26 protein-coding genes are annotated in these 25,056 nt (G+C 41.1%); 5 read left to right on the forward strand and 21 right to left on the reverse strand.

Annotation, left to right across the window (positions count from 1 at the left end; genetic code table 11):
* Positions 1 to 8: 8 nt before the first annotated feature.
* A complete protein-coding gene (locus tag HUN01_RS04910; RefSeq protein WP_181930333.1) occupies positions 9 to 431 on the reverse strand; it encodes a hypothetical protein in 423 nt (140 codons plus the stop codon).
* Positions 432 to 1,450: 1,019 nt separating this feature from the next.
* On the opposite strand from HUN01_RS04910, the gene cysK reads away from it, so the two are divergent.
* Entirely contained in the window at positions 1,451 to 2,410 is a 960-nt protein-coding gene (gene cysK, locus HUN01_RS04915) for a cysteine synthase A (protein WP_181930334.1), read from the forward strand.
* Positions 2,411 to 2,736: 326 nt separating this feature from the next.
* On the opposite strand, the gene HUN01_RS04920 is transcribed toward cysK, so the two are convergent.
* The 3 genes from HUN01_RS04920 to HUN01_RS04930 form a co-directional block, all read right to left on the reverse strand.
* Positions 2,737 to 3,213, reverse strand: coding sequence for an ArsC/Spx/MgsR family protein (locus tag HUN01_RS04920; RefSeq protein WP_181930335.1), 477 nt, complete (start codon positions 3,211 to 3,213; stop codon positions 2,737 to 2,739).
* An 83-nt stretch (positions 3,214 to 3,296) separates the two neighbouring features.
* Positions 3,297 to 3,908 (reverse strand): cysteine dioxygenase family protein, encoded by a 612-nt coding sequence (locus HUN01_RS04925; RefSeq protein WP_181930336.1) that lies wholly within the window; start codon positions 3,906 to 3,908, stop codon positions 3,297 to 3,299.
* A gap of 209 nt (positions 3,909 to 4,117) precedes the next feature.
* A complete protein-coding gene (locus tag HUN01_RS04930; protein ID WP_181930337.1) occupies positions 4,118 to 4,603 on the reverse strand; it encodes a hypothetical protein in 486 nt (161 codons plus the stop codon).
* Between the two features lie 37 nt (positions 4,604 to 4,640).
* On the opposite strand from HUN01_RS04930, the gene HUN01_RS35975 reads away from it, so the two are divergent.
* Positions 4,641 to 4,772 carry a hypothetical protein gene (locus HUN01_RS35975; RefSeq protein ID WP_257798106.1) on the forward strand — a complete coding sequence of 44 codons (132 nt, stop codon included), beginning with the start codon at positions 4,641 to 4,643 and terminating at the stop codon, positions 4,770 to 4,772.
* Here the strand turns inward: HUN01_RS35975 and HUN01_RS04935 are convergent.
* From HUN01_RS04935 to fdxB, 4 genes are all read right to left on the reverse strand, one after another.
* Entirely contained in the window at positions 4,769 to 5,365 is a 597-nt protein-coding gene (locus HUN01_RS04935; RefSeq protein WP_181930338.1) for a cytochrome c oxidase subunit 3, read from the reverse strand. The two genes, HUN01_RS35975 and HUN01_RS04935, sit on opposite strands and share 4 nt — an antisense overlap.
* A 133-nt stretch (positions 5,366 to 5,498) precedes the next feature.
* Positions 5,499 to 7,187, reverse strand: a complete 1,689-nt coding sequence (gene ctaD, locus HUN01_RS04940; protein WP_181930339.1) for a cytochrome c oxidase subunit I — start codon at positions 7,185 to 7,187, stop codon at positions 5,499 to 5,501.
* 161 nt (positions 7,188 to 7,348) lie between these two features.
* Positions 7,349 to 8,338 carry a cytochrome c oxidase subunit II gene (locus tag HUN01_RS04945; protein ID WP_181930340.1) on the reverse strand — a complete coding sequence of 330 codons (990 nt, stop codon included), beginning with the start codon at positions 8,336 to 8,338 and terminating at the stop codon, positions 7,349 to 7,351.
* A 531-nt stretch (positions 8,339 to 8,869) separates the two neighbouring features.
* Positions 8,870 to 9,163 carry a ferredoxin III, nif-specific gene (gene fdxB, locus HUN01_RS04950; protein ID WP_069068483.1) on the reverse strand — a complete coding sequence of 98 codons (294 nt, stop codon included), beginning with the start codon at positions 9,161 to 9,163 and terminating at the stop codon, positions 8,870 to 8,872.
* A 929-nt stretch (positions 9,164 to 10,092) separates the two neighbouring features.
* On the opposite strand from fdxB, the gene HUN01_RS04955 reads away from it, so the two are divergent.
* The gene (locus HUN01_RS04955; protein WP_181930341.1) at positions 10,093 to 11,682 is read left to right on the forward strand and encodes a helix-turn-helix domain-containing protein; all 1,590 of its coding nucleotides are present in this window, start codon (positions 10,093 to 10,095) and stop codon (positions 11,680 to 11,682) included.
* 186 nt (positions 11,683 to 11,868) lie between these two features.
* Here the strand turns inward: HUN01_RS04955 and HUN01_RS04960 are convergent, their stop codons facing one another.
* Positions 11,869 to 12,846, reverse strand: coding sequence for a sucrase ferredoxin (locus tag HUN01_RS04960; protein ID WP_181930342.1), 978 nt, complete (start codon positions 12,844 to 12,846; stop codon positions 11,869 to 11,871).
* Positions 12,847 to 14,201: 1,355 nt separating this feature from the next.
* Here HUN01_RS04960 and HUN01_RS04965 point away from each other — a divergent pair.
* Positions 14,202 to 14,816: a Uma2 family endonuclease gene (locus HUN01_RS04965; protein WP_181930343.1), complete on the forward strand. Its 615-nt coding sequence runs from the start codon at positions 14,202 to 14,204 to the stop codon at positions 14,814 to 14,816.
* A gap of 98 nt (positions 14,817 to 14,914) precedes the next feature.
* Here the strand turns inward: HUN01_RS04965 and HUN01_RS04970 are convergent, their stop codons facing one another.
* Positions 14,915 to 15,145: a hypothetical protein gene (locus tag HUN01_RS04970; protein ID WP_181930344.1), complete on the reverse strand. Its 231-nt coding sequence runs from the start codon at positions 15,143 to 15,145 to the stop codon at positions 14,915 to 14,917.
* 111 nt (positions 15,146 to 15,256) lie between these two features.
* On the opposite strand from HUN01_RS04970, the gene HUN01_RS04975 reads away from it, so the two are divergent.
* Complete coding sequence (locus HUN01_RS04975) at positions 15,257 to 16,225, forward strand: ROK family protein (protein WP_181930345.1); 969 nt, start codon at positions 15,257 to 15,259, stop codon at positions 16,223 to 16,225.
* A 416-nt stretch (positions 16,226 to 16,641) separates the two neighbouring features.
* Here HUN01_RS04975 and HUN01_RS04980 read toward each other — a convergent pair whose 3' ends face one another.
* The 11 genes from HUN01_RS04980 to HUN01_RS05030 form a co-directional block, all read right to left on the reverse strand.
* Positions 16,642 to 17,367, reverse strand: a complete 726-nt coding sequence (locus tag HUN01_RS04980) for a hypothetical protein (protein ID WP_181930346.1) — start codon at positions 17,365 to 17,367, stop codon at positions 16,642 to 16,644.
* Between the two features lie 18 nt (positions 17,368 to 17,385).
* The gene (locus HUN01_RS04985; RefSeq protein ID WP_181930347.1) at positions 17,386 to 17,820 is read right to left on the reverse strand and encodes a hypothetical protein; all 435 of its coding nucleotides are present in this window, start codon (positions 17,818 to 17,820) and stop codon (positions 17,386 to 17,388) included.
* A gap of 165 nt (positions 17,821 to 17,985) precedes the next feature.
* Positions 17,986 to 18,573 (reverse strand): Uma2 family endonuclease, encoded by a 588-nt coding sequence (locus HUN01_RS04990; protein WP_181930348.1) that lies wholly within the window; start codon positions 18,571 to 18,573, stop codon positions 17,986 to 17,988.
* Positions 18,574 to 18,624: 51 nt separating this feature from the next.
* A complete protein-coding gene (proB, locus tag HUN01_RS04995) occupies positions 18,625 to 19,734 on the reverse strand; it encodes a glutamate 5-kinase (RefSeq protein ID WP_181930349.1) in 1,110 nt (369 codons plus the stop codon).
* A gap of 287 nt (positions 19,735 to 20,021) precedes the next feature.
* Positions 20,022 to 20,561 (reverse strand): YqeG family HAD IIIA-type phosphatase, encoded by a 540-nt coding sequence (locus tag HUN01_RS05000; RefSeq protein ID WP_181930350.1) that lies wholly within the window; start codon positions 20,559 to 20,561, stop codon positions 20,022 to 20,024.
* A 53-nt stretch (positions 20,562 to 20,614) separates the two neighbouring features.
* Positions 20,615 to 21,241, reverse strand: a complete 627-nt coding sequence (locus HUN01_RS05005; RefSeq protein ID WP_181930351.1) for a hypothetical protein — start codon at positions 21,239 to 21,241, stop codon at positions 20,615 to 20,617.
* Between the two features lie 226 nt (positions 21,242 to 21,467).
* Positions 21,468 to 22,040 carry a DUF3727 domain-containing protein gene (locus HUN01_RS05010; RefSeq protein WP_069068442.1) on the reverse strand — a complete coding sequence of 191 codons (573 nt, stop codon included), beginning with the start codon at positions 22,038 to 22,040 and terminating at the stop codon, positions 21,468 to 21,470.
* A 143-nt stretch (positions 22,041 to 22,183) separates the two neighbouring features.
* Entirely contained in the window at positions 22,184 to 22,660 is a 477-nt protein-coding gene (gene ruvX, locus HUN01_RS05015; RefSeq protein WP_420832774.1) for a Holliday junction resolvase RuvX, read from the reverse strand.
* 1 nt (position 22,661) lies between these two features.
* Positions 22,662 to 23,918, reverse strand: coding sequence for a GNAT family N-acetyltransferase (locus tag HUN01_RS05020; RefSeq protein ID WP_181930353.1), 1,257 nt, complete (start codon positions 23,916 to 23,918; stop codon positions 22,662 to 22,664).
* 204 nt (positions 23,919 to 24,122) lie between these two features.
* Complete coding sequence (locus tag HUN01_RS05025) at positions 24,123 to 24,329, reverse strand: hypothetical protein (protein WP_069068445.1); 207 nt, start codon at positions 24,327 to 24,329, stop codon at positions 24,123 to 24,125.
* 144 nt (positions 24,330 to 24,473) lie between these two features.
* The gene (locus HUN01_RS05030; protein ID WP_181930354.1) at positions 24,474 to 24,965 is read right to left on the reverse strand and encodes a hypothetical protein; all 492 of its coding nucleotides are present in this window, start codon (positions 24,963 to 24,965) and stop codon (positions 24,474 to 24,476) included.
* Positions 24,966 to 25,056: the final 91 nt, after the last annotated feature.

Consider the following 25,056-nt stretch of genomic DNA (forward strand, 5'->3'; position numbering starts at 1 on the left):
TGAATAGGTTACTGTTCGATACTTTGCTGCCACAGTCTTTCCAACATTTCAACTTGTTCTTTTAAAACAGCAGCACGATGAACAAGATACCTGTCGTAAAAGAGAATCCCTAACCCAACACAAATCGGGGTTAACAAGAAGAACCATTGCAGGATAGTAGCAAATTTATATTGTTCAGCAACAGTCAGCATTTGATGAACCACATTACGATCAGAGGATTGAATGCTAGTCTGAGGGGAATGTGTACCCTCTGTCCGGGGAGCCAAGGTGGGAGCCTGTGTACTAGTATTGTTAACTTCGTAAGCTAAATTCTGGGATTTTACTAACTCCAGATGTCGCTCCCAAATTATGCCAAATACTACTAGCTCTGGTGAAAGCACTGCTAAGGTAACGACGAAAACTGTAAGGACATTTAAAAGTTTGGCTTTCATCTTGGCTCTCCCTTGCTAGGTAGTATGCACCCAGTAAGAAAATATCTTTTGCTGTTTAGCTAAAGTAGTTATATATTTCTACCTCTGAAACAGTTTTGATATTAAAATATGTGTAAACGGTAATTTTCACAATTGTTAGTTCTCAGTTATTTTTATAATCACCACTGATCACTGACTAATGAAAAGTTACCAACTTTTTCACAAAACGTAGGATTATTCAGTCAGAAATAACGCACTTAGATTCTGGAATCTGGTTACATCTTAGTCTCAAAAGAGAGATTAAGAAGTCCCCCCTAGTTCACTCAGCTTTCGCTTAGGAATGTTGGGGGGTAGAGGGGAATCTCTGCGTAAATCCTATACGATTTATATCAGCCGCTCTCCACAAAACAGTTTACCCCAGCCCTGTTAAGATTATTAAATTCATTAGAATAGTACTCAAAGGCTGTAATTCCCATCTGATAAGTCTTATAAAAATTAATTGGGGTATGGGTGCTAGTGTTTTTGAGACGAGGTGCTAGTGTTTTCGAGGTGGGGTTCTGGTGTTTTTGTACTCAACCTAAAAGCAATGTAGACAATGATTCAGGACTGTTTTTGATGCAAATTTGGACGGGTAAAATCTGCACTCAAAAGAAAATACCAATGTCTCTTGATCAAGATAGACTAATAATTTATGAAAAGCAATTAAATGTTTTGAAAGTAAATTATCTTTCCATAACAAATAGAAAAAATGGTGGAAATTATTCATATATACAGAATTACAGAAATCGAATCTCAAGCAAAGAGACAATAGTCAGCAATTCCAAATGGTAAAATAGAAGGATGCTTCCCTAGTCCTCTGCTGAAGTGAGAATCAATCGGAACATCTAATAAAAGTTCTTCCTAAACTTTCATATTTTGTGGTTTAGTTAGAATACATAGTATATGCACTCATTGACACTACACTACAAATTAAATACACAAAAGCTTATTGTTATAAGTAAATACTCTGTACTAAGATTTAGGATTTTAGGAGTTAAATAATGCGGATTGCTCAAGACATAACAGAACTGATTGGACGAACTCCTTTAGTTCAACTGAACAAGATTCCCCAAGCTGAGGGAGTAGTGGCAAGGATAGTTGTCAAATTAGAAGGTATGAACCCAGCGGCTTCGGTGAAAGACCGCATTGGTTTAAGTATGGTACTCTCAGCCGAAGCGGCTGGCTCAATTTCCCCTGGAAAGACCATTTTAGTTGAGCCTACTTCAGGTAATACAGGAATTGCTTTGGCGATGGTAGCAGCAGCGCGTGGCTACCGTTTGATTTTGACAATGCCAGAGACAATGAGCCAAGAACGACGAGCTATGCTCAGAGCTTATGGTGCGTCTTTAGAGTTGACACCAGGTACTGAGGGAATGCGGGGAGCAATTCGCAAAGCCGAAGAAATTGTCGCTAATACTCCCGATGCTTTTATGTTGCAACAGTTCCGCAATCCTGCTAATCCCAAAGTTCACCAGGAAACCACCGCCGAAGAAATTTGGGCAGATACAGACGGGGAAGTAGATATCGTCATTGCTGGGGTAGGTACTGGTGGGACGATTACTGGGATTGCAGAAGTACTCAAACAGCGCAAGCCGACTTTTAAAGCGATCGCAGTTGAACCCAGCAACAGCCCAGTTCTCTCAGGTGGTGAAGCTGGCCCACATAAAATTCAAGGTATTGGGGCGGGATTTATCCCCGATGTTCTCCGCCTAGAATTGGTTGATGAAGTAATTAGAGTCAGCGATGAACAAGCGATCGCTTATGGACGACGCTTGGCAAAAGAAGAAGGCTTATTGTCTGGAATATCTTCTGGTGCAGCTTTATGTGCTGCAATCCAAGTAGGTAAACGTCCAGAAAATGCCGGGCGTTTAATCGTGATGATTCAACCTTCCTTTGGTGAACGTTACCTCAGCACACCTATGTTTCAAGATTTGTCTTTAGAAACTGCTGGGGTGCGCTGAGGAGATAAAGGGAGGTGAGGGAACTTTTTGAAAATTTCCCCTTGCATAAATCCAAAAAAAGAATCCCACCCCGCCTTTGACTTACGTCAAAACCCTGGATTTACCCCCCATAGTCCCCCCTTGGCAAGGCTACGGTGTACACACAAGTCGAATTACCCCCCTCAATCCCCCCTTGCAAAGGGGGGAAGCCGGAAATCTAGTTCCCTCCCCTTTGCAAGGGGAGGGTTAGGGTGGGGTAAAAACCAGATTCGTAAACTACTTCAGACTTGTGTGTACACCGTAGCCCCGCTTGCGGGGTGGGGTTTTAGGAGACTTTTGTAAGAGGTCTAATGCTTACAGCCACCTTCCTTATGGTGTTTATGGCCATGATCATGACCATGACCGTGGGAGCAGCCTTGCAAATTTTCCTTCATCAGATTGTCGCTGATTTGTTGCAAGGATTCATCCACAGCTTGTAAGCCAATCCAAGCATCAATCTTTTGTACATCAAATCCGACCTCGCGCTGTTCGCCTACTTCTAACAAAGGACGGCGAATCAACAATGGCTCTTTCAGCATCAGCGCCAAAGCGGTTTGTTCATCCACTTTTTCAGGAACTACCTCACCAGATTTTACCTTTGGAGCGGAAGGATTAAACCATTCAGCTACAGGGCGATCGCCAAAAAATGAGCGCAACCGTTCAACTGTCCAAGGTTCTGTTAGCAGGTTGTATGGTATCACCTCATGACCAGCAGCTGTGAGCAAAACTTTTTGCTTAGTACCACCTTTACAGCCTGGTTTGCTATAGAAACTTACTCTTGCCATGCAATTATCTCCTAATTACTCAATTGTTTGTAGTTGGCGCTTTAGCGCTAAAGCGTCTCACTATAAACCCTGACGATTCCTAATTAAAAATTCCTAGCCTGATGAGTAACTGAGTCAAACTCAAATCTCTCATCTGGATCAGTTTCGCCGTAGATATTAAAAGTCACAGTTGGTTCATCACCCATTGCTTCTACACTGTGAATTGCATCAGGAGTGAAGCTAATAATATCCCCTGGAAAGAGAGTTATCTCTCCCGTCCGTTCAATTTTGTCCTGAAATTCTGGGTTATTAGTGCGTCGCCAAAAAGTATTTTTTTCCTCACCTTTTAACACTGCCACTATTCCCCATGTTCCATGATTATGAATGGTTGATCGGGTTCCCGGTGCAAATGTTACTGTTTGCACGGTCAACGGAAAACCCAATTCATCATATAGGAGTAAAACAGAGCTTCCTGTTTTGGGTGAAGGCTCTAAATGTTGACTTTGCACCCAGTAGGAATTTACTATCAAGCGCCTTACGAGCATCCGAATTTCTGGCAGACAATTAGCTTCATTGTCACCACTATTGAGAACATCTTCCACCTCAGTTAAAAACCGATAAAGGCGGTAATTTTCTCTCAATAAATCCCATGCTCTCACAGATTTACAGGCTTGATACTGACCGTCCCCCGTTAGCAGCCAATCCCTACCTTTCATAGATTTTAAATTGATAACGGCGAAGATTGGATGATCAGGATCGGAGAGACATTAGGAATATTACCTACAGGGAGTTTAGTAGGTATGGTGATAGGAGGAAAGATAGAGTTACTATCAGTAGCCCCTCCTAACAGGGAGTAAGAGGAATATGATCTAGTAGATAACCAATTGTTCATGATTGTTCACCTTGATTTTTGATTGCTGACTAATTAATCATCTTCTTCTGGCGGACGTGTCAAAATATCCAGCAGAATCCCAGCACCAAAATCATTCTTGTCGTCTATCTGTTTGACTCTGGTGCTGATTTCTTTTGCTTCCTCGATTGCCCCTAAATTTGCTAGTACTAATCCAGAAGCAGCATAAGCATTTAAGTACAATCGAATTTGTGGGTCTTCTTTGCGATTGACTAATATCGGCTTAAGTTGCTCCCAGTCATCAGGTAATTTTTCTAGTTCTTTAATTTTATCTAATAATTTGATTGTTGTTTGTAGTGCAAGAGAATAATTATTCTTATAATAGAAAAATCTATATGCTGCTACCAAGACATCTGTATTTTCACCAGTCTTAGCTAAAGCTTGTTGAATATACTTTTCCGATTCTGATGTATTCTCCCAGTTTTGTGCAGCTAAAACTAATAGATTTTTGATGTCTTCTGGAACCTCGAACCATGAGAATTTATTTGTATTAGCTTGCATAATTAACTCCTGAGTGGAGATAAGGAATATCAGGGATATGAGGCAATACGGTTCGGTTAAAGCAAGAGAGGCGACAAATCGCCATCAAGACGAAAGATTGATTATTGTAGAGACGGCGATTTATCGCGTCTTTGCTTTGCCCAATACCCAATGCCCCACTCCCTTTTAAAACAAAGTAAGAACGTACACCAAGGTGAATAATACAATCCAAATAATGTCTACGAAGTGCCAGTAAATTTCTGTCATTTCGATGAAAGTATGATTGGTTGCAGAATATTCACCGGGAAGACGCGATCGCCACAATACTCGTAATATCAATAACAGTCCCACAAAAACGTGCAAACCGTGGAACCCAGTCATGATATAAAAGCAGTTGGCGAAGACGTTGGTAGTCAGACCATATCCTAATGTTGAGTACTCATAAACCTGACCACCCAAGAAAATTGCTCCCATGAGTGCAGTAATTGCATACCACAGTTGCATTCCCTTGACATTATTCTTTTTAATCGCCTTATCACCGAAGTGAATCACGAAACTACTAGACACTAGAATAATGGTGTTAATCGTCGGTACAAGTAGTTCTACTTCAGTTTCTTCTGGAGGCCAAACTGCTGTAATACCTCGAAAAAACAAATAAGTGGCAAAAAATCCGCCAAACATCAAAGATTCAGAGGCGAGGAACGTCAAAAGTCCCCAAACTCTTAAATCGGGATGTTCTTCGTGTCCTGCACTGTGATCTTCGGTTGTCGTAGCTATGGTCATATTGTTTACCCTTAAAGGTGAAGCGTCGGGCAATTGAATTCTTCACAATCTTGATTCTCTTGTGGGATGGGTGTCTCACATGTCTTAGATTCAGGGCGGGCAGGATGCCCACCCCACAAGAGTTATTGCATAACTAAGCACTAGCTTCCGGCGTTGCAGATGTCTCTACTTCAGTACTATGACTATGACCGTAGTCATAAGGGCCATGAGTCACAACTGGCAAAACTTCCCAGTTTTCAATTATGGGTGGTGAGCTAGTTGTCCATTCTAATGTCAAAGCTTGCCAAGGATTATCACCTGCCAAAGGCCCCTTCAACCAACTGTAGATTATGTTGATAGCAAAGGGAATTACCGATATCCCCAAAACAAATGAACCAAAGGTACAAATTTGATTGAGGTCGATAAATTGGGGGTCATACATTGCCACTCGTCGGGGCATTCCTTTCAAACCCAACTCGTGCATGGGTAAAAAGGTCAGATTAGTGCCGATAAAGGTGAGGGCGAAATGAATGCGTCCCCAGGTTTCATTCAGCATTCGTCCGGTCATTTTGGGGAACCAGTGATAAATACCGGCGTATATACCAAACACGGAACCGCCAAACAGAACGTAATGGAAATGTCCGACAACATAATATGTGTCGTGGACGTGAACATCAAAGGGGGCTGTTCCCATCGTCACACCACTTAAGCCGCCCATGACAAACATGGATAACAAGCCAATGGCGAAAAGCATCGCACCGGTGAAGCGGATTTTACCACCCCAGAGGGTAGCAACCCAGGCAAAAATCTTCACGCCAGTGGGAACTGCAACTATAAGAGTGGAGATGGTGAAGAACATCCGCATCCAGCCGGGTGTACCACTGGTAAACATGTGGTGTACCCAGACAAACAAACCGACAACGCAGATCGCCACACTAGAATAAGCGATCGCTTTATAACCAAAGATTGGCTTGCGGGAGTGAACTGGAATTACCTCCGACATGATGCCGAAGATGGGCAGAATCATTAAATAGACTGCCGGGTGAGAATAAAACCAGAACAAGTGTTGATAAATTACAACGTTTCCGCCTGCATCTGGTTTAAAGAAGGAAGTACCAAAGTTGAGGTCAAACAACAGCAGAACTAAACCGGCTGCTAATACAGGTGTGGAAAGCAACGCTAGAATCGAGGTTGCCAAGATTGCCCAGCAAAATAGGGGTACTTGATCCCATTTCATGCTCGGAACCTTCATCATCAAAATGGTGATCACAAAGTTCAGCGAACCCAAAATTGAGGAAGTTCCAACCAAAACGATCGCAAGTATCCACATAGTTTGAGCGATTGGCGCTGTCACCAAACTCAAAGGTGGATAAGCTGTCCAACCAGATTGCGAACCACCAAAAATGAAACTACCTAATATGAGTAATCCTGCTGGTGGGTTTAACCAAAAGGCGATCGCGTTTAGCTTCGGGAAAGCCATATCCCTAGCACCAACCATCAACGGCACTAAATAGTTACCAAATCCGCCAATAGCGCTAGGAACAATCCACAGGAAGATCATAATCGTCCCGTGATTGGTCATGAAAGCGTTATACAGATTGGGGTCGAGTACGTCTGATTCTGGTGTTGCTAATTCGACACGGATAGCGATCGCCATCAGTCCGCCGATGAGATAGAACACAAAGGCTGTTACCAGGTATTGGATACCAATAACCTTGTGATCAACATTAAATGTAAAATAATCCTGCCATTTCCACGCCTTCGGATGAGAGGTGTGGCCAGCCACCATTTCCGGTTTATTTTCTTCTGGTGGAGTATTCCGTGGGAATTCTACCTGTGTCATATTTTTGTCCTTTGTCCTTTGTCATTTGTCATTTGTTCTTTGTCCTTTGTTCTTTGTCCGTTGTCATTTGTCCGTTGTCATTTGTCCGTTGTCATTTGTCCGTTACTAATGACTAATGACCAATGACTAATGACCAATAACTAATGACTAATGACCAATGACTAATGACCAATGACCATTGACTCTAGAGTTGCTGCACTAATTCCCATATCATGGGTGTGGGGCGCGAGAAACTCTGATGTTGATAAGTCGGCTGGATTAATTGCAACAACTTGATTCAGATTTTGCTGTTGAGCAATCTGATTTTCTGTCCGCCAGCTATCATATTCTTCCGGTGTGTGGACAATTACCTGTGTCCGCATGGAACCGTGATAACCACCGCACAACTCAGCACAAACTACGGGATATGTACCTGGTTTGGTGGCAACAAATCGTAGTTCGGTAGGGATACCAGGAAGCGCATCTTGCTTCAAGCGGAAGTTGGGAACCCAGAATGAATGAATTACATCTTGTGCTGAAAGGTTGAGTTGGACATCAGCACCGACGGGTATGTGCAATTCCCCAGAGGTAATGCCACTATCAGGATAGTTAAATATCCAGGCATACTGTATGCCTTTGACATCAACAACTAAATCGGCTGGTTTCCCCAGGGTTTGAGGAGATGCGCCAATCCCAATTGTTGGGGCAATTGTTGGAGCAGTTGTTGCTTCAGAAGTATCGCTGAGTGTAGCTGCAATAGCTGTTCCCGACTTATGAGCAACATGAGCTGCTGAATGAGGATGACCCGCAGGCTCAAAGCCGCCCATTTGGTTAAAAACATCTACACTGTAGATGCCCAAACCAAGGACAATCACTGTGGGAATTGCTGTCCAGAAGATTTCTAAGGGAACATTACCTTCTATTGGTAAACCATCGGTATCATCACCGCGACGGCGACGAAACTTCACCAAAAAAATCAGAATAGTTCCTTCTACCACCAAAAATAGTGCGATCGCAATGGTAAACATGACGTTGAAAAAACCGTCTACCAAAGGCGCTTGTAACGATGCCTGCACCGGCATGAGAGTATGATTCTGACCAATCCAAATACTGATTGCTGTAACTACTATCCCAGCAACCAGAGTCCATAGTGAAACAGGAACTTGTTGCATACATGCTACCTGCTTTGTAAACCGTCTTTAAAGGTGTGATTTTCTAGGTTTAGGTTTTAGGGGAGAGGTTACAGGTTACAGGTAATAGGAATTCATCTATTCCCTGTAACCTGTACTCTATTCCCTTGTTCTTTCCCCATTCCCTATTCCCCATTTCCTTTTCACTTATTAACTTTCTAACGTGCAGCCATAAAAAAAGGGGGAAACTTCCAGATTTTTTCCATATCTTTCCCCCAGAAAATTACAAATTATATTTCAACTCCTATGACAAAGTTAGCCCCCTGCTTTCAGAAAAGCTAGTTGTTCCAAGAGGGCACTGTTAGTCCTAATATTGATTAGGCTATATTAGCAGCAAGTTTAAATTTGTTAATAGCTAACATTTTGCGATTTACGGATTTGTTTACTGTGAACTTTTTATTGGTTACAGTAAATATTTAGTATTCCCCTCAAGTTACCTTGCCTAGCGCATTAGCGCTTTATACAAACAGTGCCTCCTTGAATGAACAACAATTTTGACTAACTTCCAAAACCTTAATTGTTTAATACAACATGGGTGTAGCAATTCTTGGGGCAAATCCGTGAGCAAGCTTCACAACCAATACAATTCTCTGGAGAAGTAACTGCCATTACTTTCCGTTCAATTTCTTCATCATCTTCATCTTCCACAAATTCGCCTTCTTCATTGAGCGCCTTCAAACCTAGCACATTGTAGCCGCATACTTTAACGCATCTGCCACAGCCGATACATTTATCCTTGTCAATTTCTTGAGCAAATTTTGGTGTCCAAGCCTTACCACCAAATGTCAAACCTGTTAGTTGCGCCATGAATAATTCCTCGGCAATTTTGCCTGTCAATTTGTTTGTGCATTAATCATCATATTATCCTAATCTTTTCTTTTTTTGTATTCAAAGCTTACTTTTATCTCATCAAAATTCGATGTCTATGAACACAATTGTGCATTGTTTTTTATTTCAAATAATAAATGAAACTTATTGCCAATAATTATTATACATATTTGGTTATCAACCTAACTTCTCAGCCCTTAACCCTAGCAGATAATGGGGATAATTCAAAAAATCTATCCTTATATAAAAGAGGTTTTCCAGATAAAAATGATGATATTATTTTTCAAATATATTTAGGCTGAGGCAGATAGATATAGATAAAATGTATACATAGATACAAAATAATATGTTCATGAGTTACAGTTTGATATATGCAATATGTATTTTATAAAGCAACAATTTTCAATTCGCTTTGGATTCAATTATTTAGATAAATGATGACATTTTTCTTTCATGTGAAGAAATCGAATTGATTTATGAAGGAACTGTAAATTTGATGGCAGAATATGATCATGCATTAAATATTAAAATTATTAATAAATCAGATGAAATCAAATCGTCACAGACTTAAATATGTCCTAAAAACACTCTATGGTCAAATGTAAAATGTTCATTAAATACGTAATTAAATAAATGTTAAGGTTTTTTTCTAAGCTCGACACGAACAAATTAATCATTTTTTTCATGAAATGTATAGTTAATAAAGAAGTTTTATCAGGCTCGCTTTAAAAGCCTTAAATAGCTTCCAATTGGATGCAAAGTCAAAATATGGATGTGGGCAGTGAATGTGGCGAGAAAAGATTATTCTCGCCAGAAAGATAATGTGGTGGCGAGTCATGAATAAACAGGACTCATCCAGGGGAGACCTGAGACAGACATCTCAACGATTAGAGTGGGAAAAGAGCCAAATGCCTTATACAATTCCTAACAACAGTTGCGTTGGATGTGACAACTGCCGCCCCCAATGTCCTACGGGTGCAATCAAAATAGAGGACAATGAATACTGGGTTGATCCTGGTCTTTGTAATAATTGTGAGGGCTATTATCCAGAACCACAATGTGTAATAGCTTGTCCAACTAAGTCTCCCATTCCTTGGCAGGCGAAAAAGGGGAGATGCAAAGTTGAACCGAGAGATGCTACCAGTTTAGACTTGTTTTCTAATGGTAAGAATAATCCATTTGCTTCAGCGATCGCAATTTGGGAAGCTTGTAATGTATTAGCGCAACGCACATCGCTACATTGGGAAACCGATGAGGAAGGCTACATCAGTTATGGGCGACAAGTCAATCAAGGCCGAGGTGCGATCGCTTTTCACATCCAAGATCCCTTCAAAGTTAACGACAAAGCCACAGATATAGCCGCAATTGAAGGGCTTGACATCAGAGCCGCTTGCATACATCTGATTTTTGCAGCTTATGCTACAGCTTTAGAGCAACCTTGGGAGCAAGAATTTGCGATCGATGAGCGACAAATTGAGAAATATTTGGGGATGGAGAAACGCAAAGATTTAAGCAAAGCTGCCAAACTAGCTTTAATGAAAAATCTTGTCCAGCAAGCTTGTTCCCTGGTTATCTCCATTGACTGGCCCCAACAAGGTCGAATTAACGGATTCTCTGTTACAAACAGCCGCTTATGGCATTTAGTAGACATTCAACACCACTTTCAAGAAGACAATCTCGGATGCAAATATCTGATTGGGCTAACTTTTAAAGTAAAAGCAGGCTTATGGGCGCAATATTTCTTAAACAAACAAGCATGTAAAGAGCGAACCGCCTTCTATCAATACGGCAGTCTCCCTAAGACACTGTTAACCACAGTTATGAGCATTTGGCAGCAACATGAAGGCGCAGTCCGACTAATGCTGTGGTTGCTGTTTAAAACCAAAATGGGCAAAGAACAACGCATCACCATTCCTACCTTGCTGCGTATTGCTTATGGTGAGGAAAAAGTCGCCCTTGCATCCAGACAACGAGAAGAACGCAAACGTCTGCTGCGAACTTTTGAAAGTGATTTGGAAATTCTCAATCACTATGGAATGAAACCACTTTTCGATCCAGTTACTTACCCACCAGAAATTCAACCTTTGTGGGCGAAGTTAGTCGATCTTCCCGAAGATCCAGATGAAGCATTAGAATTTTGGACTAATGACGGTGGTGCTGAAACTCGCCTCACAGACACAGGCCCCCGTGGTAAATGGAATCTGCTCATGAATGCGCGGATTTTGGCTTTTGAACTTCCAGCAGAATGGGAACAGCAAATCTCAGAATCAGAAAAAAAGCAACGACGAACTGCTAAAGCCAAAAAGAAGCCTAAAGCTACAAATGATTTACTAGGTGAACAGATTTTGGAAGCGCGAAAAAATTTGAATCTTTCCCAAAGAGAATTGGCAAAACTCACAGGTAAAAGCCAAAGCTGGATTCGAGATATTGAAAATGGCCGTTTAAAAGCCAAATTAGAAGACCAAATACTTTTAAGAAAAGTCTTAAATATGACTTAATCTCGATTCGGAATTTAAACGCAAAAGGGCGCAGTAGACGCTTTTGCGGCTTGCCGCAGGCTGGGAAACGCAGAGTTACACAGAGATTTTGTTACGAATTTGTGCAGCGTTATACTAAATTCAGCAATACTCCGCGCACCTCTGCGCTTACCTTTGCGTCCCTCTGCGTTTAAAAACTCACCTCTTCTATGTACTATAACTCATGACCTTACTAGAGGTAATCCAGAGACTACCTACAGCATATTTGGTAACTACTAACTCTCGTGTAGCATTACATGAACTCTTCAGTTGTTGAGTCTTAGTTTCGTCTTTCACAAGTTTAGCCTGGTAAGTGTAGAAAGAACCAGAAGGCTTTTCAAAACTTAGTTCAGCTAAGATAGTATTATTGTCTAAACTTTGCTCCAAAATTTTGCCTGCAACTTTGTAGTTAAACCAATCCCATCCATTGCAGAGGATTAGTTCTCTTTCCAAAACCTGAAGTGCAGCAGGTAGAATTCCCCAGCCCCGATAGACTTTATTTAAGCATTGAATATCGCCAGTCCGAGTCAAAATTGATCTAAATGAATCTATATCTATACGACCGTAATATCTTCCTTCTGGCAAGTCTATAATTGTTGGTGCAAACCGATGTCCACCAAAGTGCGATGATTTCCAAATTCGCACATTATCCAAGCACAAATCAGCATTACTCGCTGTAATTTTGAAGTAAAAAGGAGCGCCATATCTAGCACAGCACTTATCATGGCTACCGTGGGTACAAACTAAAATATCTCTAGTTGTACTAGTTTCTACCTCAGAATTAGAACTGATACCCCATAACCATTTTTGGACAACTTCTGCTACTTGCTCAATATTGCCTAGCTTAAACTCTTGCTTATGGTATCCATTACTTAAACCCTCTTTTTTTTGATAAATCAAAAGCGTAGTGTGGTTTACTTTGTGTGATACATCATTAGCAATTAAGAGGAATCTAATCGGTAATTTAGCACGCTTCACTTCATCTACCAAAATCCTTAAATTCTGGGGCACCCATTTGGAATTCAAGGCTTCTGATGTCCAAGGTAAAGGACACTCAACTAAAATATAAGTTTGATAATTGGTGGCACTACCAATAACATCTTCTCCTACTTGCTGTGAATCGTCAGAACAAAAAAAAGTATTCATCTATCTATACTCATTAGCGTATTTTATGGACAAAAGGTATTACAAACTACAATTGTGTTCTGGGCTACAATATCCTTCAGTCAAGGAGATAAAAAAGAACAATATGTATTTCCCAGTCAAAACTAGGTAGCCACTTTATAACATCATTATTGATCAAGGTCTTTCCGGTTAATAAATTCTCCACAATAGAGATAAATAGTGTCAAGATAGATTTTTCCGTATAAGCGGCGTTAATTTTGTATCTAGTTTTATTGTTATTTGGTATTTTATAAATTTTCACTTGCTGAAACTCGGCTTTTCTGAACTTGGTTTCTTTCTCCAAATCAAATATATTCAATGCTGTGTGTATACGCAAAGTGGCTTGAAAAGTTACCAACTATTAGCTTACTTGCAATATCGATGTAGCTGATACTACAATTCAAGAGATTGCTAGCAGCAACACACTTATTTAAAGTTTTGCTGAAATTATCTACATAACTAGTTACAAATCCTGTTTTTACACATAAAGATATAATTCTGTGCCGCTTTTGTGAAGAACATATTCCTAAAGGTAGATGCGGAAATATTTGATAAGTAGAGATCACTTTCGTAAGCCAATACTGTTTTAAGACTTCTTCCACACTATCTGCTCTTAATGCATCTATCGAACTGTACATATTGCAAATAATTCTCAATTAGCTGAGAAAAAATAAAAATAACAAAGTCAGGGGTAAATCCTTTACTGCCCCGTACTCCATGCGCGATAAGTTAAGAATCAAAACTAGTGACTAATTATTAGCAGCGTCGCTGGGATTAACCTTAACAAACCTAGTATTTACTTTTTTACCTAATCTAACTTCCTGAACTTAATGTCAGGGTTTGATAATAGGTATCTGCTTTGACTGTAACTGAAGTCAATTAGAAATGCAAGTATTTAGGAATCTTTATGGCTTCTTTACAGTTTGTTGCTTCCAGGAGGTTGGTGAAATCAAGCTTAACTGGCATTTGATAGTGGAGATAGCTGATTAGAACAAGTATTTATACTTTCAATATAATAGATAAATTTTTGCAATTGTGACAAATTGTTGCTAGTCAGGGCGTATAGTTGTGTGCCTCTACTAATCGAAATAACTGTGGTTATAGCGATCGCATATTTTTAATTTCATGCAGAATTGAATCATTTTTTACCAAAGCACTCCCATTTTGTTGAGGACAAAGCCTCAATCGACTTTCTTGAGCTTGGATTTTACCAAATCAGCGATCGCAAAATGGTAAAACACTTTTATATAAATACTATGAAAGTCAAAATATATTGAATCATTCCAACGGAAATTGTGAATACTTTGATAAAGTAAAACAGATGTGGAGGTAAGATTATGACCCAAGCCTTGCCCAAATTACTCACCTTCAATGAATTTAGCGAATGGTATCCCAACGATGGTAAACGCTATGAATTGCACAAGGGAGTAATTGTTGAAATGCCACCCCCAACCGGAGCGTATGAAAAAGTTGTAGGATTTATAGGGCGTAAGCTAACTGTCGAGTTTGATCGCTTGAACCTTCCCTACACCATACCCAAAACCGCATTAGTCAAAACTCCTACTGCCGAATCAGCTTATTCGCCTGATGTGTTGCTGCTAAATCTTGATAATCTCGACAATGAACCGCTTTTTCAAAAACAGTCAACAGTAAGCCAAGCAGCATCGGTTCCAATAGTTATTGAAGTTGTTTCAACTAACTGGCGAGATGATTACTACAATAAATTTAGGGATTATGAGGAAATGGGCATTCCTGAATATTGGATTGCTGATTATGCTGCATTGGGTGCAAGAAAGTTTATTGGCAATCCCAAACAACCCACTATTTTTGTCTGCGAATTAGTTGATGGTGAATATCAAATGACACCGTTTCAAGGTAACACCGCAATTTCATCACCTACTTTTCCCCAATTAAATTTAACCGCACAACAGATTTTTGATGCGGCTAACTAAACCACATCTTGCCATCATTTATAAGAAGAACTCAGAACTCAGGAGTCAGAATTCAGTATAAATTCTGTACGAATGGGTGAGTAAGTTAATAATATTTGTCAGTCTAATTGCAAACTGCTTGCACCGGGAATGTTAGCAAAATTACCAACATTTTCTGCACTTTCTTCTTGGCGATTAAAAGCATTATTAATGGGGTCATCCTCAGTCTGACCGCTAATTTCTTCCGGTTCAAGGGGAGCGGCTTCCTTATCCTCATCAAGATTGATAGAACGAGGAGGTTCTTTTGCATGAGACAAATCAATAAGTGGTTTTGGTTGTTCGGGAGTCATTATTTGCTAAATCCTGTACTTTTCTTTATGGTTAAATTTATTTTGCTTTCAAACATCTTTCTTGAGAATGAAACTACGTATAGTAATGATGTATAAAGGGCATAAAAAAGTATGACATTAATTTTAGCTCTCGATTTTGGCGGAACTAAGCTGGCGGCAGCATTGGTAAATGTTGGTTCGAGAAAGTGGTTACGTTATGAACGTTGTCTATCGCCAGTCGATGCAGATGCTAACACTGACTTAGAAATTATGCGATCGCTAATTTACTCTCTGCTACAAGATGCAAAACCTGCTGCGATCGGTGTCAGCTTTGGTGGCCCAGTGGATGCTTCCACAGGGACAGTGCGACTATCTCATCATGTCCCTGGATGGGAAAACATTCCTCTCAAAAGGTTGCTAGAGGAGGAGTTTGGTGTTCCTGTTGGTGTAGATAATGATGCTAACGTTGCTGCTTTGGGTGAACACCGTTTTGGTGCGGGACAGGGATACGATAGCCTGTTTTACGTTACTGTCAGCACTGGCGTGGGTGGTGGTTGGATACTCAATGGCCAGCCTTGGCGGGGTGCTGGTGGAATGGCTGGCGAAATTGGACACGTGGTTGTAGATCCGGCTGGGCCAGTTTGTTTGTGTGGTAAGCGGGGATGTGTGGAACGTTTGGCTTCAGGGCCTTATATGGCGCAAAATGTTAGGGAAATTTTGCAAACTAAACCGCAGAGGCGTGAAGGAATCAGAAGTGGAGAGGTTTTGAGGCGTTTGGTGGGGGATGATTTAACGTTGCTGACGGGACAGTTGGTAGCTGAAGCGGCGGCGGCTGGTGATGATTTGGCAAAGGAAGTTTTGCACAAAGCTGCTTGGGCGCTGGGTGTGGGTATTGGCAATGTAGCGAACTTGATGAATCCGCAGCGCTTTGTGTTGGGAGGCGGTGTGACGAAGGCGGGGGAGTATTTTTGGCAAGTGGTGCGTCAAGTGGCGCGGGAGACGGCTTTACCGGAAGTTGATTTTGAAGTTGTGCCCGCAGTGCTGGGGGATGATGCCCCATTGTGGGGTGGTGTGGCTTTAGCAGAAATGGGGATGGCTTGAAAGGTAAAAAGGCGATCGCTTTTCTGTAGAGATTTTATGTGGACGATTGCATTATTTAACCTAAACAAATCAGGCAAACCAGTTAGCAGTAACATACCCCTCTTCTGTCACTCTCCGAAAACATTTGCCTTTTCTAAAATCTAGAGCTTTTGTATAACAAGCGATTGCGCGATTATTTTCTAATAACAAATACAAGTCCTATTTTTTTCTAATAGTATAGCTTGTATTGATTGCCTCATGAGGCTTCTAGCGATCACTTTCCCGGAAAGTGACAGAAGAGGGATACAGCAGAGGTACAGAACCAAGGATTCACAAATCAAATTATTCTTACTTCCTCCTGCCTCAAAACCAGTGACTTTGTACCTCATGCAAAAGAAAACTGCTGTATATAATAGCAAGCAATAAAAAGTAGCGAATTACCTTCTCGGTTTTCGCCTGTAATGCCCATTTAAATTCACCAGCTTACCATTTCTCTCATAAGGCCCGATATATACATAATCACTTGTATTAGAAATTGTCTTATACTCTTTTGGCGTAATTCTTTCTTTTGTTGCCCTTCTTAGAGGCTTTGGTGGTTTTTTTTGCAGAGGTGGGTATAGTGGAATTCGTTGTACCGATTTTTGAGATGGCGGTTGAGATGAGTTTCTCAGAGGAGGTTGTGCTTCCCTTTTCGGTGGTGTGTATGGGGGAGTTGCTTGTGCTGGTTTTGGAGACTGTGGTTGAGATGAGCTTTGAGATGGTGTCTTTGTTTGTTGATTAACCCGTTGTTTGAATTTAGCGGCAGAAGTAGCTCTGATGTTGCTGACTTTATATCTTAGTTGATCAAAACCAGGAAACTGATTTGTAATCTCAGGGTTTCTGTGAGCGAATTTCCCAAGTAAATCTTGAGCCAAAGCTGAGGTTGCAATTACCTTTTGAAGTTTGTATGTATCCTCAATAGCATTTAAATCTGCTAGTTTTTCACAGGAAAATTCATAAAATAGACCGAAGCTACCGGCTAATCCTCCAAACACCACCATAGCCCAGTACAATTGAGCGAGTTGTCCCAAAGTTATATAACCGACCATACACAAAATGGCTAGTGTCCAACTCCAGTCAACTATTTCTTTAATCCGCTGAAAATGCTGGCGCAGTGATAACATTTAAGAATACTGAAAAAGTTAACTATTAGGCGTAGACTTCTTTTGAGGTACTGAGCATTTCAAGAAAATAGGTTTAGGTCTATCTGGGTTACTTTTCAAATTTAAGTCTTGCTTATAAGGCTCACAAGAATTTTTATATATGCGAACTTTAACGTAATCTGTAGTTGGTATTTGAACTCGGAAAGCGCCTAAATTATCAGTTGTATCTGTATCAGACCCACCTTCAGACTCCATTATTACTTTTGCGCCAACTATAGGAACTTGAGTCGCTTCATCAAAAACGCTAACTTTTACACTACTTGAGTTTAGTACTGTAGAAGGTTTATTTTCAGCGCTTTCTTTATCTGAGGTATTCAGCCCTGGAACGTGAGTTGCAGCCCCATAGCCTATAGTCAACAAGAGAAATCCAGTCAGGGCGTACCAAATAGGTTTCGGTATATTACTCAAATCCATATAGTTGGCAGATGCGGATGTGTATTGATTAGCAAAGTTAAATTCTAAACATACTTATACTACCGCACGGTAAGAATAGTTTATGGAGTCTTCACGAAACAAGCTCGCTTGTGAAAAACTGGTTAAGAATGTGACGAAATTTAAAAATCACTAATCGTTTCATTATTACTGTTGAATATCTTGGCGAAATTCCCTAATCGCTTCTAAGGGAGACGATAACAACAGACAACGATTGAGCAGAGATAAATCTAATTCTGCTAGCAACTCACTATTAACAACTTTCTCATATTCTTGTTCTCGTAAGCAGTAGACTTCAATTGTGCCATCTTCCCAAAACCAAACTTCCGGGACTCCCATTAATTTGTACTTCTGTAATTTTATGGGACTACCGCTAGTAATCACTACTTCAATACAGAGGTCTGGTATAGGTTTGTCGGTTCCAAAGCAATAAGATAAGTCAGCTTGATATTCTAATATCTTAGGAATAACCTGACTAAAACTCCCACTGGGGAAAAACTCAATACCCTGTTCCACGAAATACTGCCCCAAGAGCAAACCAATTAAACACTTAATCGCCTCATGAGGCTTACCAATACTCACAATTTCTAAAATTCCCTCACAATAAAACAACCGCACCCCTGGCACATTTTCAAAGCTAGCTTGAATTGCTTTAAACTGTTCCCAACTTAACCCATGTCGAAAAAAGCGTTGTTCTTCTGGTAAGTTAACAGCATTTTCTAACGTTTGAGTCATAATATTTGTACTCTCTCAGTTAGTAGTTACCAAATTTATCTAATTCCCATTTTAAGTCAAAACCAAATTATCTCGATGAATCACGGTTTCCACACCTGCATAACCTAAAATAGTGGAAATTTCTCGTGAATGACACCCACGAATCTTTTGCAGTTCATTGCTGTTGTAATTCACAAGTCCTCTGGCAATTTCGTTACCGTTGCTGTCACATAATTGCACCGCATCTTGTGTGTCAAATTCTCCTTCTACGGCTTTAATTCCAGCAGCTAATAACGATTTTCCCCCTAGAGAAATTGCCGCGATCGCACCTTCATCTAAATACAATTTTCCCGCAGGTACTAGACCGTAAGCTATCCAACGTTTACGCGCCGAAGTTGGTTCTGGTTGTGGTTCAAAATGCGTCCCAATCAGTTCACCTTGGATAATTTTTTCGATATTCCGAGGAAATCGCCCTTGGGTAATTACAGTCCGCACCCCAGCCGCAATGGCAATTCTCGTAGCCGAAATTTTTGTCGCCATCCCGCCAGTACCCCACTGAGAACCTTGGGAACCTGTTTGTATCTGTAATTGAGCTAATTCCTTAATGCTACTAACTAGAGCAATTGGCCGCGCATCTGGCACAGAACGCGGATCGGCTGAGTACAACCTATCGACATCGGTGAGCAAAAATAGCCAATCTGCTTCTACTAAACTGGCAACCAATGCCGAAAGAGTATCATTATCACCAAACTTTAGTTCGTCTATTGCCACGGTATCATTTTCGTTGACTATAGGAATCACTCCCAGTCCCAGTAGTTCCTGGAAGGTGTTGTAGGCGTTGAGATAGCGGCTGCGCTGTACCAAATCACTGCGTGTCAATAATACTTGAGCGATCGCCTGTTGGAGGGTAGTAAATAAATCATCATATATACGGATTAACCTACCTTGTCCAACTGCTGCTACAGCCTGTTTGAGTGCGATCGCTTTGGGACGTTCAGTTAAACCCAACCGCGCACAACCCACGCCCACCGCACCAGAAGAAACCAAAATCACCCGATGTCCTTGGCGTCTTAAATTACAAAGTGTCTCCGCCAAGGTAGCGATGGTAGAAAGTGCTAATTGTCCCGTTTCTGGTTGAGTTAGGCTAGATGTGCCGATTTTGACAACAATTGTTTTAGTCATTGGTCACTAGTCATTGGTCATTGGTCATTAGTCATTGGTCATTAGTCATTGGTCATTAGTAACTGACGAATGACAACGGACAAATGACAAAGGACAAATGACTAAAGAAATTGTAAAGCGCCAATCCTTCTATGGTGAAGGTTGACGCTTTACGGGTGTATATTTACTTAGTATGAGTTAGGGTCTTTTTTGGCTGACCCCATGTTATTAATACTTATGATCCCCGATTTTTGGATTCCATAAAGATTCCTTAATGATTTCTTTAGATTTACTTTCCTGACGACTTCTCAACTTTTGTGAATCTTAGTTTTCTTGGGGGTGATGGAGGCTCCCAGAATTTCAGATATCCAAACTTCAAAGTTGCGGATGGGATGAGAGCGGAGAGCCGCATCGGCATGAACAATCGGTTCAACTAAAATGGTAAACATTCCCAGGCGATTACCTGCGATGACATCGGTAAACAGGCGATCGCCTACCATTCCCACTTGATGCACTGGTAGATCCATTCCCCTAAGTGCTGCCCTAATTTTGCGTCGGGAAGGCTTGGCTGCACCCAAGTAGTAAGGCAAGTTGAGCGATCGCGCAATGCCACCAATTCGCGCTTCACTCAGATTGTTACTGACCAAGCACAATGCAGTACAGGTGCGGATTTGCTCTACCCACTCTCGTAGTTCTGGGGAAGCTATCCCGACTGTAAAGGGTACCAAAGTTTCATCTACATCCAATACCAGCCCTTTAAGCCCGTATTTTTGGATAATATCTGGTGTTAGGTTCAACACTGAACCTTCTAAAATCAAGTCAGGCTGTAAAAGATTGTTCCAGACCATAGTCAACAGTCAAATGTAGATAGCTAAGACAAATGAGCATAACCCAATATAGTTTAGTTAGTCGAACCCGATCCTGGAATATCTCCCTGAACACTTTGAGATAAAATCCCTAAAATCTTATCTATTTCTTTGATGTAATAATTACTCAAATCAATAAATATATTGTTTTCTTCTAACTTCAAAAACTTCCAAATATCCCCTGTTGTTACTGCACCATAAATTTTTCTGATTTCATTCCCTTCTTGTTGATTAAACAATTGTGCTGCCAACATGGCTGCTGCACATTGACCTAATCCACCTTTAATATTTTCATTTTTGGCTTCAATAATAACCACTACAGGCACATTAATTGTTAGTTGCTCTTTAGAACGACTGATGATAAAGTCACAATAGCCATTCAGACCCTTTTGTGGATCTACATTAAAATCTGTTCCTGAAAATAAACTAATTGGATAATTAGCCCTGCGTCTTACCTCCAACAATATTGGAGTGATAATCATTTCTGAACGAGATTTTTCAGTATTAATTGCTAAAGCCAGTTCTGTAGTTTCTTCTAAAGAATTTTTGAGTTTTTCGCTTGCCTGTAGAGGTTTTATGTCCGCACACAAATCAGTTTCTTCATCAATGCGGATGCTGAATGACTTTTTAAATTTACTTAATGTAAAGTCGCTATAAGCCATTTTCAGCACCTCATAGCAATTTTGGATAATGGAATTGAAAATCTCTGCCAACTAAAATGCTTTTTTCAGGATTTTAAACAACATTAATTGTCGCAATTTAGTGCTAGTCTTTCATTGCTTCCACATTTAATGAGATATGGTAAAAGGTTTAACTAGATTGTGATGACAATCAAAATTACCAATTAAAAAATTCAAAATGAAAATGTAACATTTTGAATTTTTTATCTTATTCCACTTCATTAAAAAGATGTTCCTCTAACAGAGGCTGCACTTGGCGGAACTCCTCTGGAGAAAGTAATTCAGGTTCACCTGTTTTTGCTATCCGTGCAAAAAACAACAGTGGATCAAGTGGTGTATAAATTGCATACTCCTGATCTTCATCATAGAAGCTAGCGAGTAGCTGTAATTGCTCTGGCTCTAAATCTTCACCTTCGTCTTCGATTTCTAAGGTGAAGAGTTCTGATTCTTCAACTGGTGGTAAATCGCCTGCAACTGTCAGAGCATAAGCTGTGTTCTTTAGTATCAGGTTCTGCTCAGATAGTACAGCTTGAGCATTAGCAAAAATTTGCTCAATTATGTTGTCGTCTTCTACTAGAACTGCTTCTTCTTCCTCATCGTCGCCTTCCCAAGAAAAAATTTCTACAGGTGAGTCTACAGGAAGAAGTAAAACGTATTCTTGTCCATCTACCTCCAGGGAATGCTCTATGTAACAGTCGAGCGATCGCCCTTTGTCATCGGTTAAAGTGATGGAACCCGCATGAGCGTTATCATTTTCTTCAGGAAATGGAGGGGAAAACATAGCCGAAATGTAAAAATTTAATAAATACCAGCAACTTTGAAAATCGCTTCACTATCATTAATGACAGATTATGTCAATCAAATAGCTTTATACGTAGATACAACTGCTGGCTAATCGTTTTCAGAATATCATGTTAAAAGGTATCAATACTCAATAACCGCCACTGAACTACGGGAACTGGCACGCTTAACATCCAGCCATTGTTGCAAAATCAAAGCGGCTGCCTTGCGGTCAATCAAACCTTTATTGCGTGACGGGGAGCGGTTTTCAGCTATCAGCAGTTGCTCTGCTTGAAATGAAGTTAATCGCTCATCCACATATTCCACAGGCAGTTTTAGTGCTTTAGCAAGTCTTGTAGTAAATTTCTGAACTTGACGCGCCTGAAATCCTATTGAGCCATCCATTGAATAAGGTAAGCCCATCACTAGAACTTGCACCTCGCGTTCATTAACTAGTTGTCGGATTTGCTCGACATCTTGCTCAAAAGATGCACGCTCAATTGTGGTGATCCCCGTGGCAATTAAACCCGTGCGATCGCACCCAGCCACACCAATTCGCTTGCGACCAAAATCTAGTCCCAAGGCTGAAATAAACGGTTTTGATTGCTCTTGGGATATCACACTAATTCTCCTGTTGTACATCTGCTGATTCAGGAATCAGCGATGCTTCCATGCTAGGGTTTTTTCCCGAAAAGTTAATCGGTTCTGACTTACTTGGCAGTGGTTTCTCTGACGATGGCAGCTTTCCTGGTTGTATCCATGACATTCCACCTGGTATAGGTTTACGTGCCGGTTGTAAACCTTGCAGCATATCAGTCCACTGGATTCCTTCTAAGGAGACGAATTTAGACTCCCGTAGCTTGTGCCACACAGAGCGAGACATAACTAATGTATGTTCTATGCGTTTTGCCCCAATTCGCTCCAAATACTCTTCTCGCTCTGCCTGATAGTCTGAAGAGGCTAGCTGTAACCCTTGCTGGGGAAAATCTTGGGCAATACGAGCCAGTTGAGATAGTAATTCTGGATACAGCCAGGTGTAAGCAGGATGAACCGTCAGCGTTGCAGCATGGGGAACTTCACCCTTACGGTCAAGTTGCACCTGAAAATAGCCGATCGCAGCTTTGCGTTGGGGTTCAAATACGTAACCACTCACCACTTCTGTTTTGGTCAGCCATTGCTTCACTGCATCAGTTAAAGCGCCGAACAAGCTGGTTTTAAAGTCGCGGGTATTGCGGTCAAAAACTTGACGCACCAAAGGTGGCATTGATGCCGTATCTAGTTGATATAGCAACTGGGCATCAGCATTACTCACTGGCATGAGGTTGGGCAAATCTGGCTCTGCTTGTGCCAATTCAGCCAGCAATTCTGGCCCAATTTCCCAGTAAGTCATTTCTGCCAGACGCTGGAATCCATTTTGTCGATATAGTGCCAGCGCCTCAACGTCGTTAATATTAACTTCCAGTAGCCAAGTGCGAGCTTCCAAAATCGATTCAAAGCAATGACGCAAAAGTTGCGAACCAATTCCTTGTTTATCGACACCACGCTCTAGTAGCACTTGATCAATCCGCCAAGTGCTGCGTGTCCGATTAAAGGGTGACACTTGAATCATGCCTAGAAGTAACCGCCCTTGCTCTGCTACATAGGCGCAGAGGCGATACTGGAGCGGGTTAGGAAACCAGCTTAAAAATTTGAGTAATCCATACCAGCGACGCAGCCTTTGCATCTGGCTGATGGCAAAACCTGCTCCCTTGGGAGTTAGGGCTGCGAATGACTCTTGAGTTATGCGCTCAATCCCGTCCAGATCCCGGTATTGGACTGGTCGGATAACAACGCTGAGGTTTCTGGGAAGTAATGAAGTCATTTTTATTCGAGCCGACATTTAGCCGTAACTAACTGCTCTTCAAAGGAACTGCTGCAATCATCTTAACTAGTTTCTGCTTTCTACTATTGTGCCAAAAGGGTGATTTTAGTAACTTAATACTTAAAGAAGCAGAAAAAGCAGACCTTGTGAGAACACCATTGGCATTGACCCAACAACATCTGCCCTTATTTTATTTGAATTTTGATTAAAATTTGTATATATTTATAGCCCTTGTCGAGAAACTAGCTTTTCAAAGTTGGCTTGGGTTTGATGGAGTAATTGCTGGCGACTATCTACCAGTGTTTGCTTCAGGGTTGGAACAAGATTGCGAGCTTGCAGAGTCATGTGAAGTTGCAGGTTGGCAACATATTCACTGAAATCTTGATTCATTTCATCTGCGCCCGCATCCGTTAATAAATTTGATTCCATTGCCACTGTGTTCTCCTGTGTTAATCCTGTGCTATCTCTCTTCATGACCAAAAACTATCACGTTGTTTAGACTAACTTCTTAATTTGCAATGAAGTTTAACGCTTCTTAGGTATAGCGATCGCTATAGGATTTTCATCTGCCCATTAAAATCTCAAACCAACACCACCCTGTACAGAGATAGCTGTACCACCGCTATCACGGTAGGCATCAAAAGCAATGATGGCGTTGCCAAAAAGCACAGTATTGCTATTTGGGATCATGTAATCAATGCCCGGTTGTAAAGCAAAACTAATTTTGTCGCCCACAGGAGAAGAACCACCACCACCAGCCAACACTAATCCAGCACCCAGGTAGGCATCAGTTTGCCAGTTCAGGGGGAAATCGTAGGAAACCGTTGGCACAATTGCCGTATTATTACCAATTAACACTTGGGCACGCAGTGAAATCGGTGCTTCCAAAAGCTTGTATCGTCCCGCTATCACCCCTCCGAGTTGGATACCATCGGTAACACCAATAGTGGGGCCTATACCGATATAACTACCATAGGCTACTTGAGCTTGTGCTGGTTTAGTAGTCGCCAGACTCAAGACCAAGCCAGCCCCCAAAACTGAAACCAAATATGGAATATATTTCATCACCTAACTCCTCACACCATTTTGAATTTGGGCATTGGGCATTGGGCATTGGGCATGGGGCATTCATTGGTTATGCGCCTTGTCCCCCTCA

It is taken from the genome of Nostoc edaphicum CCNP1411 (genome assembly GCF_014023275.1).
GTDB classification, from domain to species: domain Bacteria; phylum Cyanobacteriota; class Cyanobacteriia; order Cyanobacteriales; family Nostocaceae; genus Nostoc; species Nostoc edaphicum_A.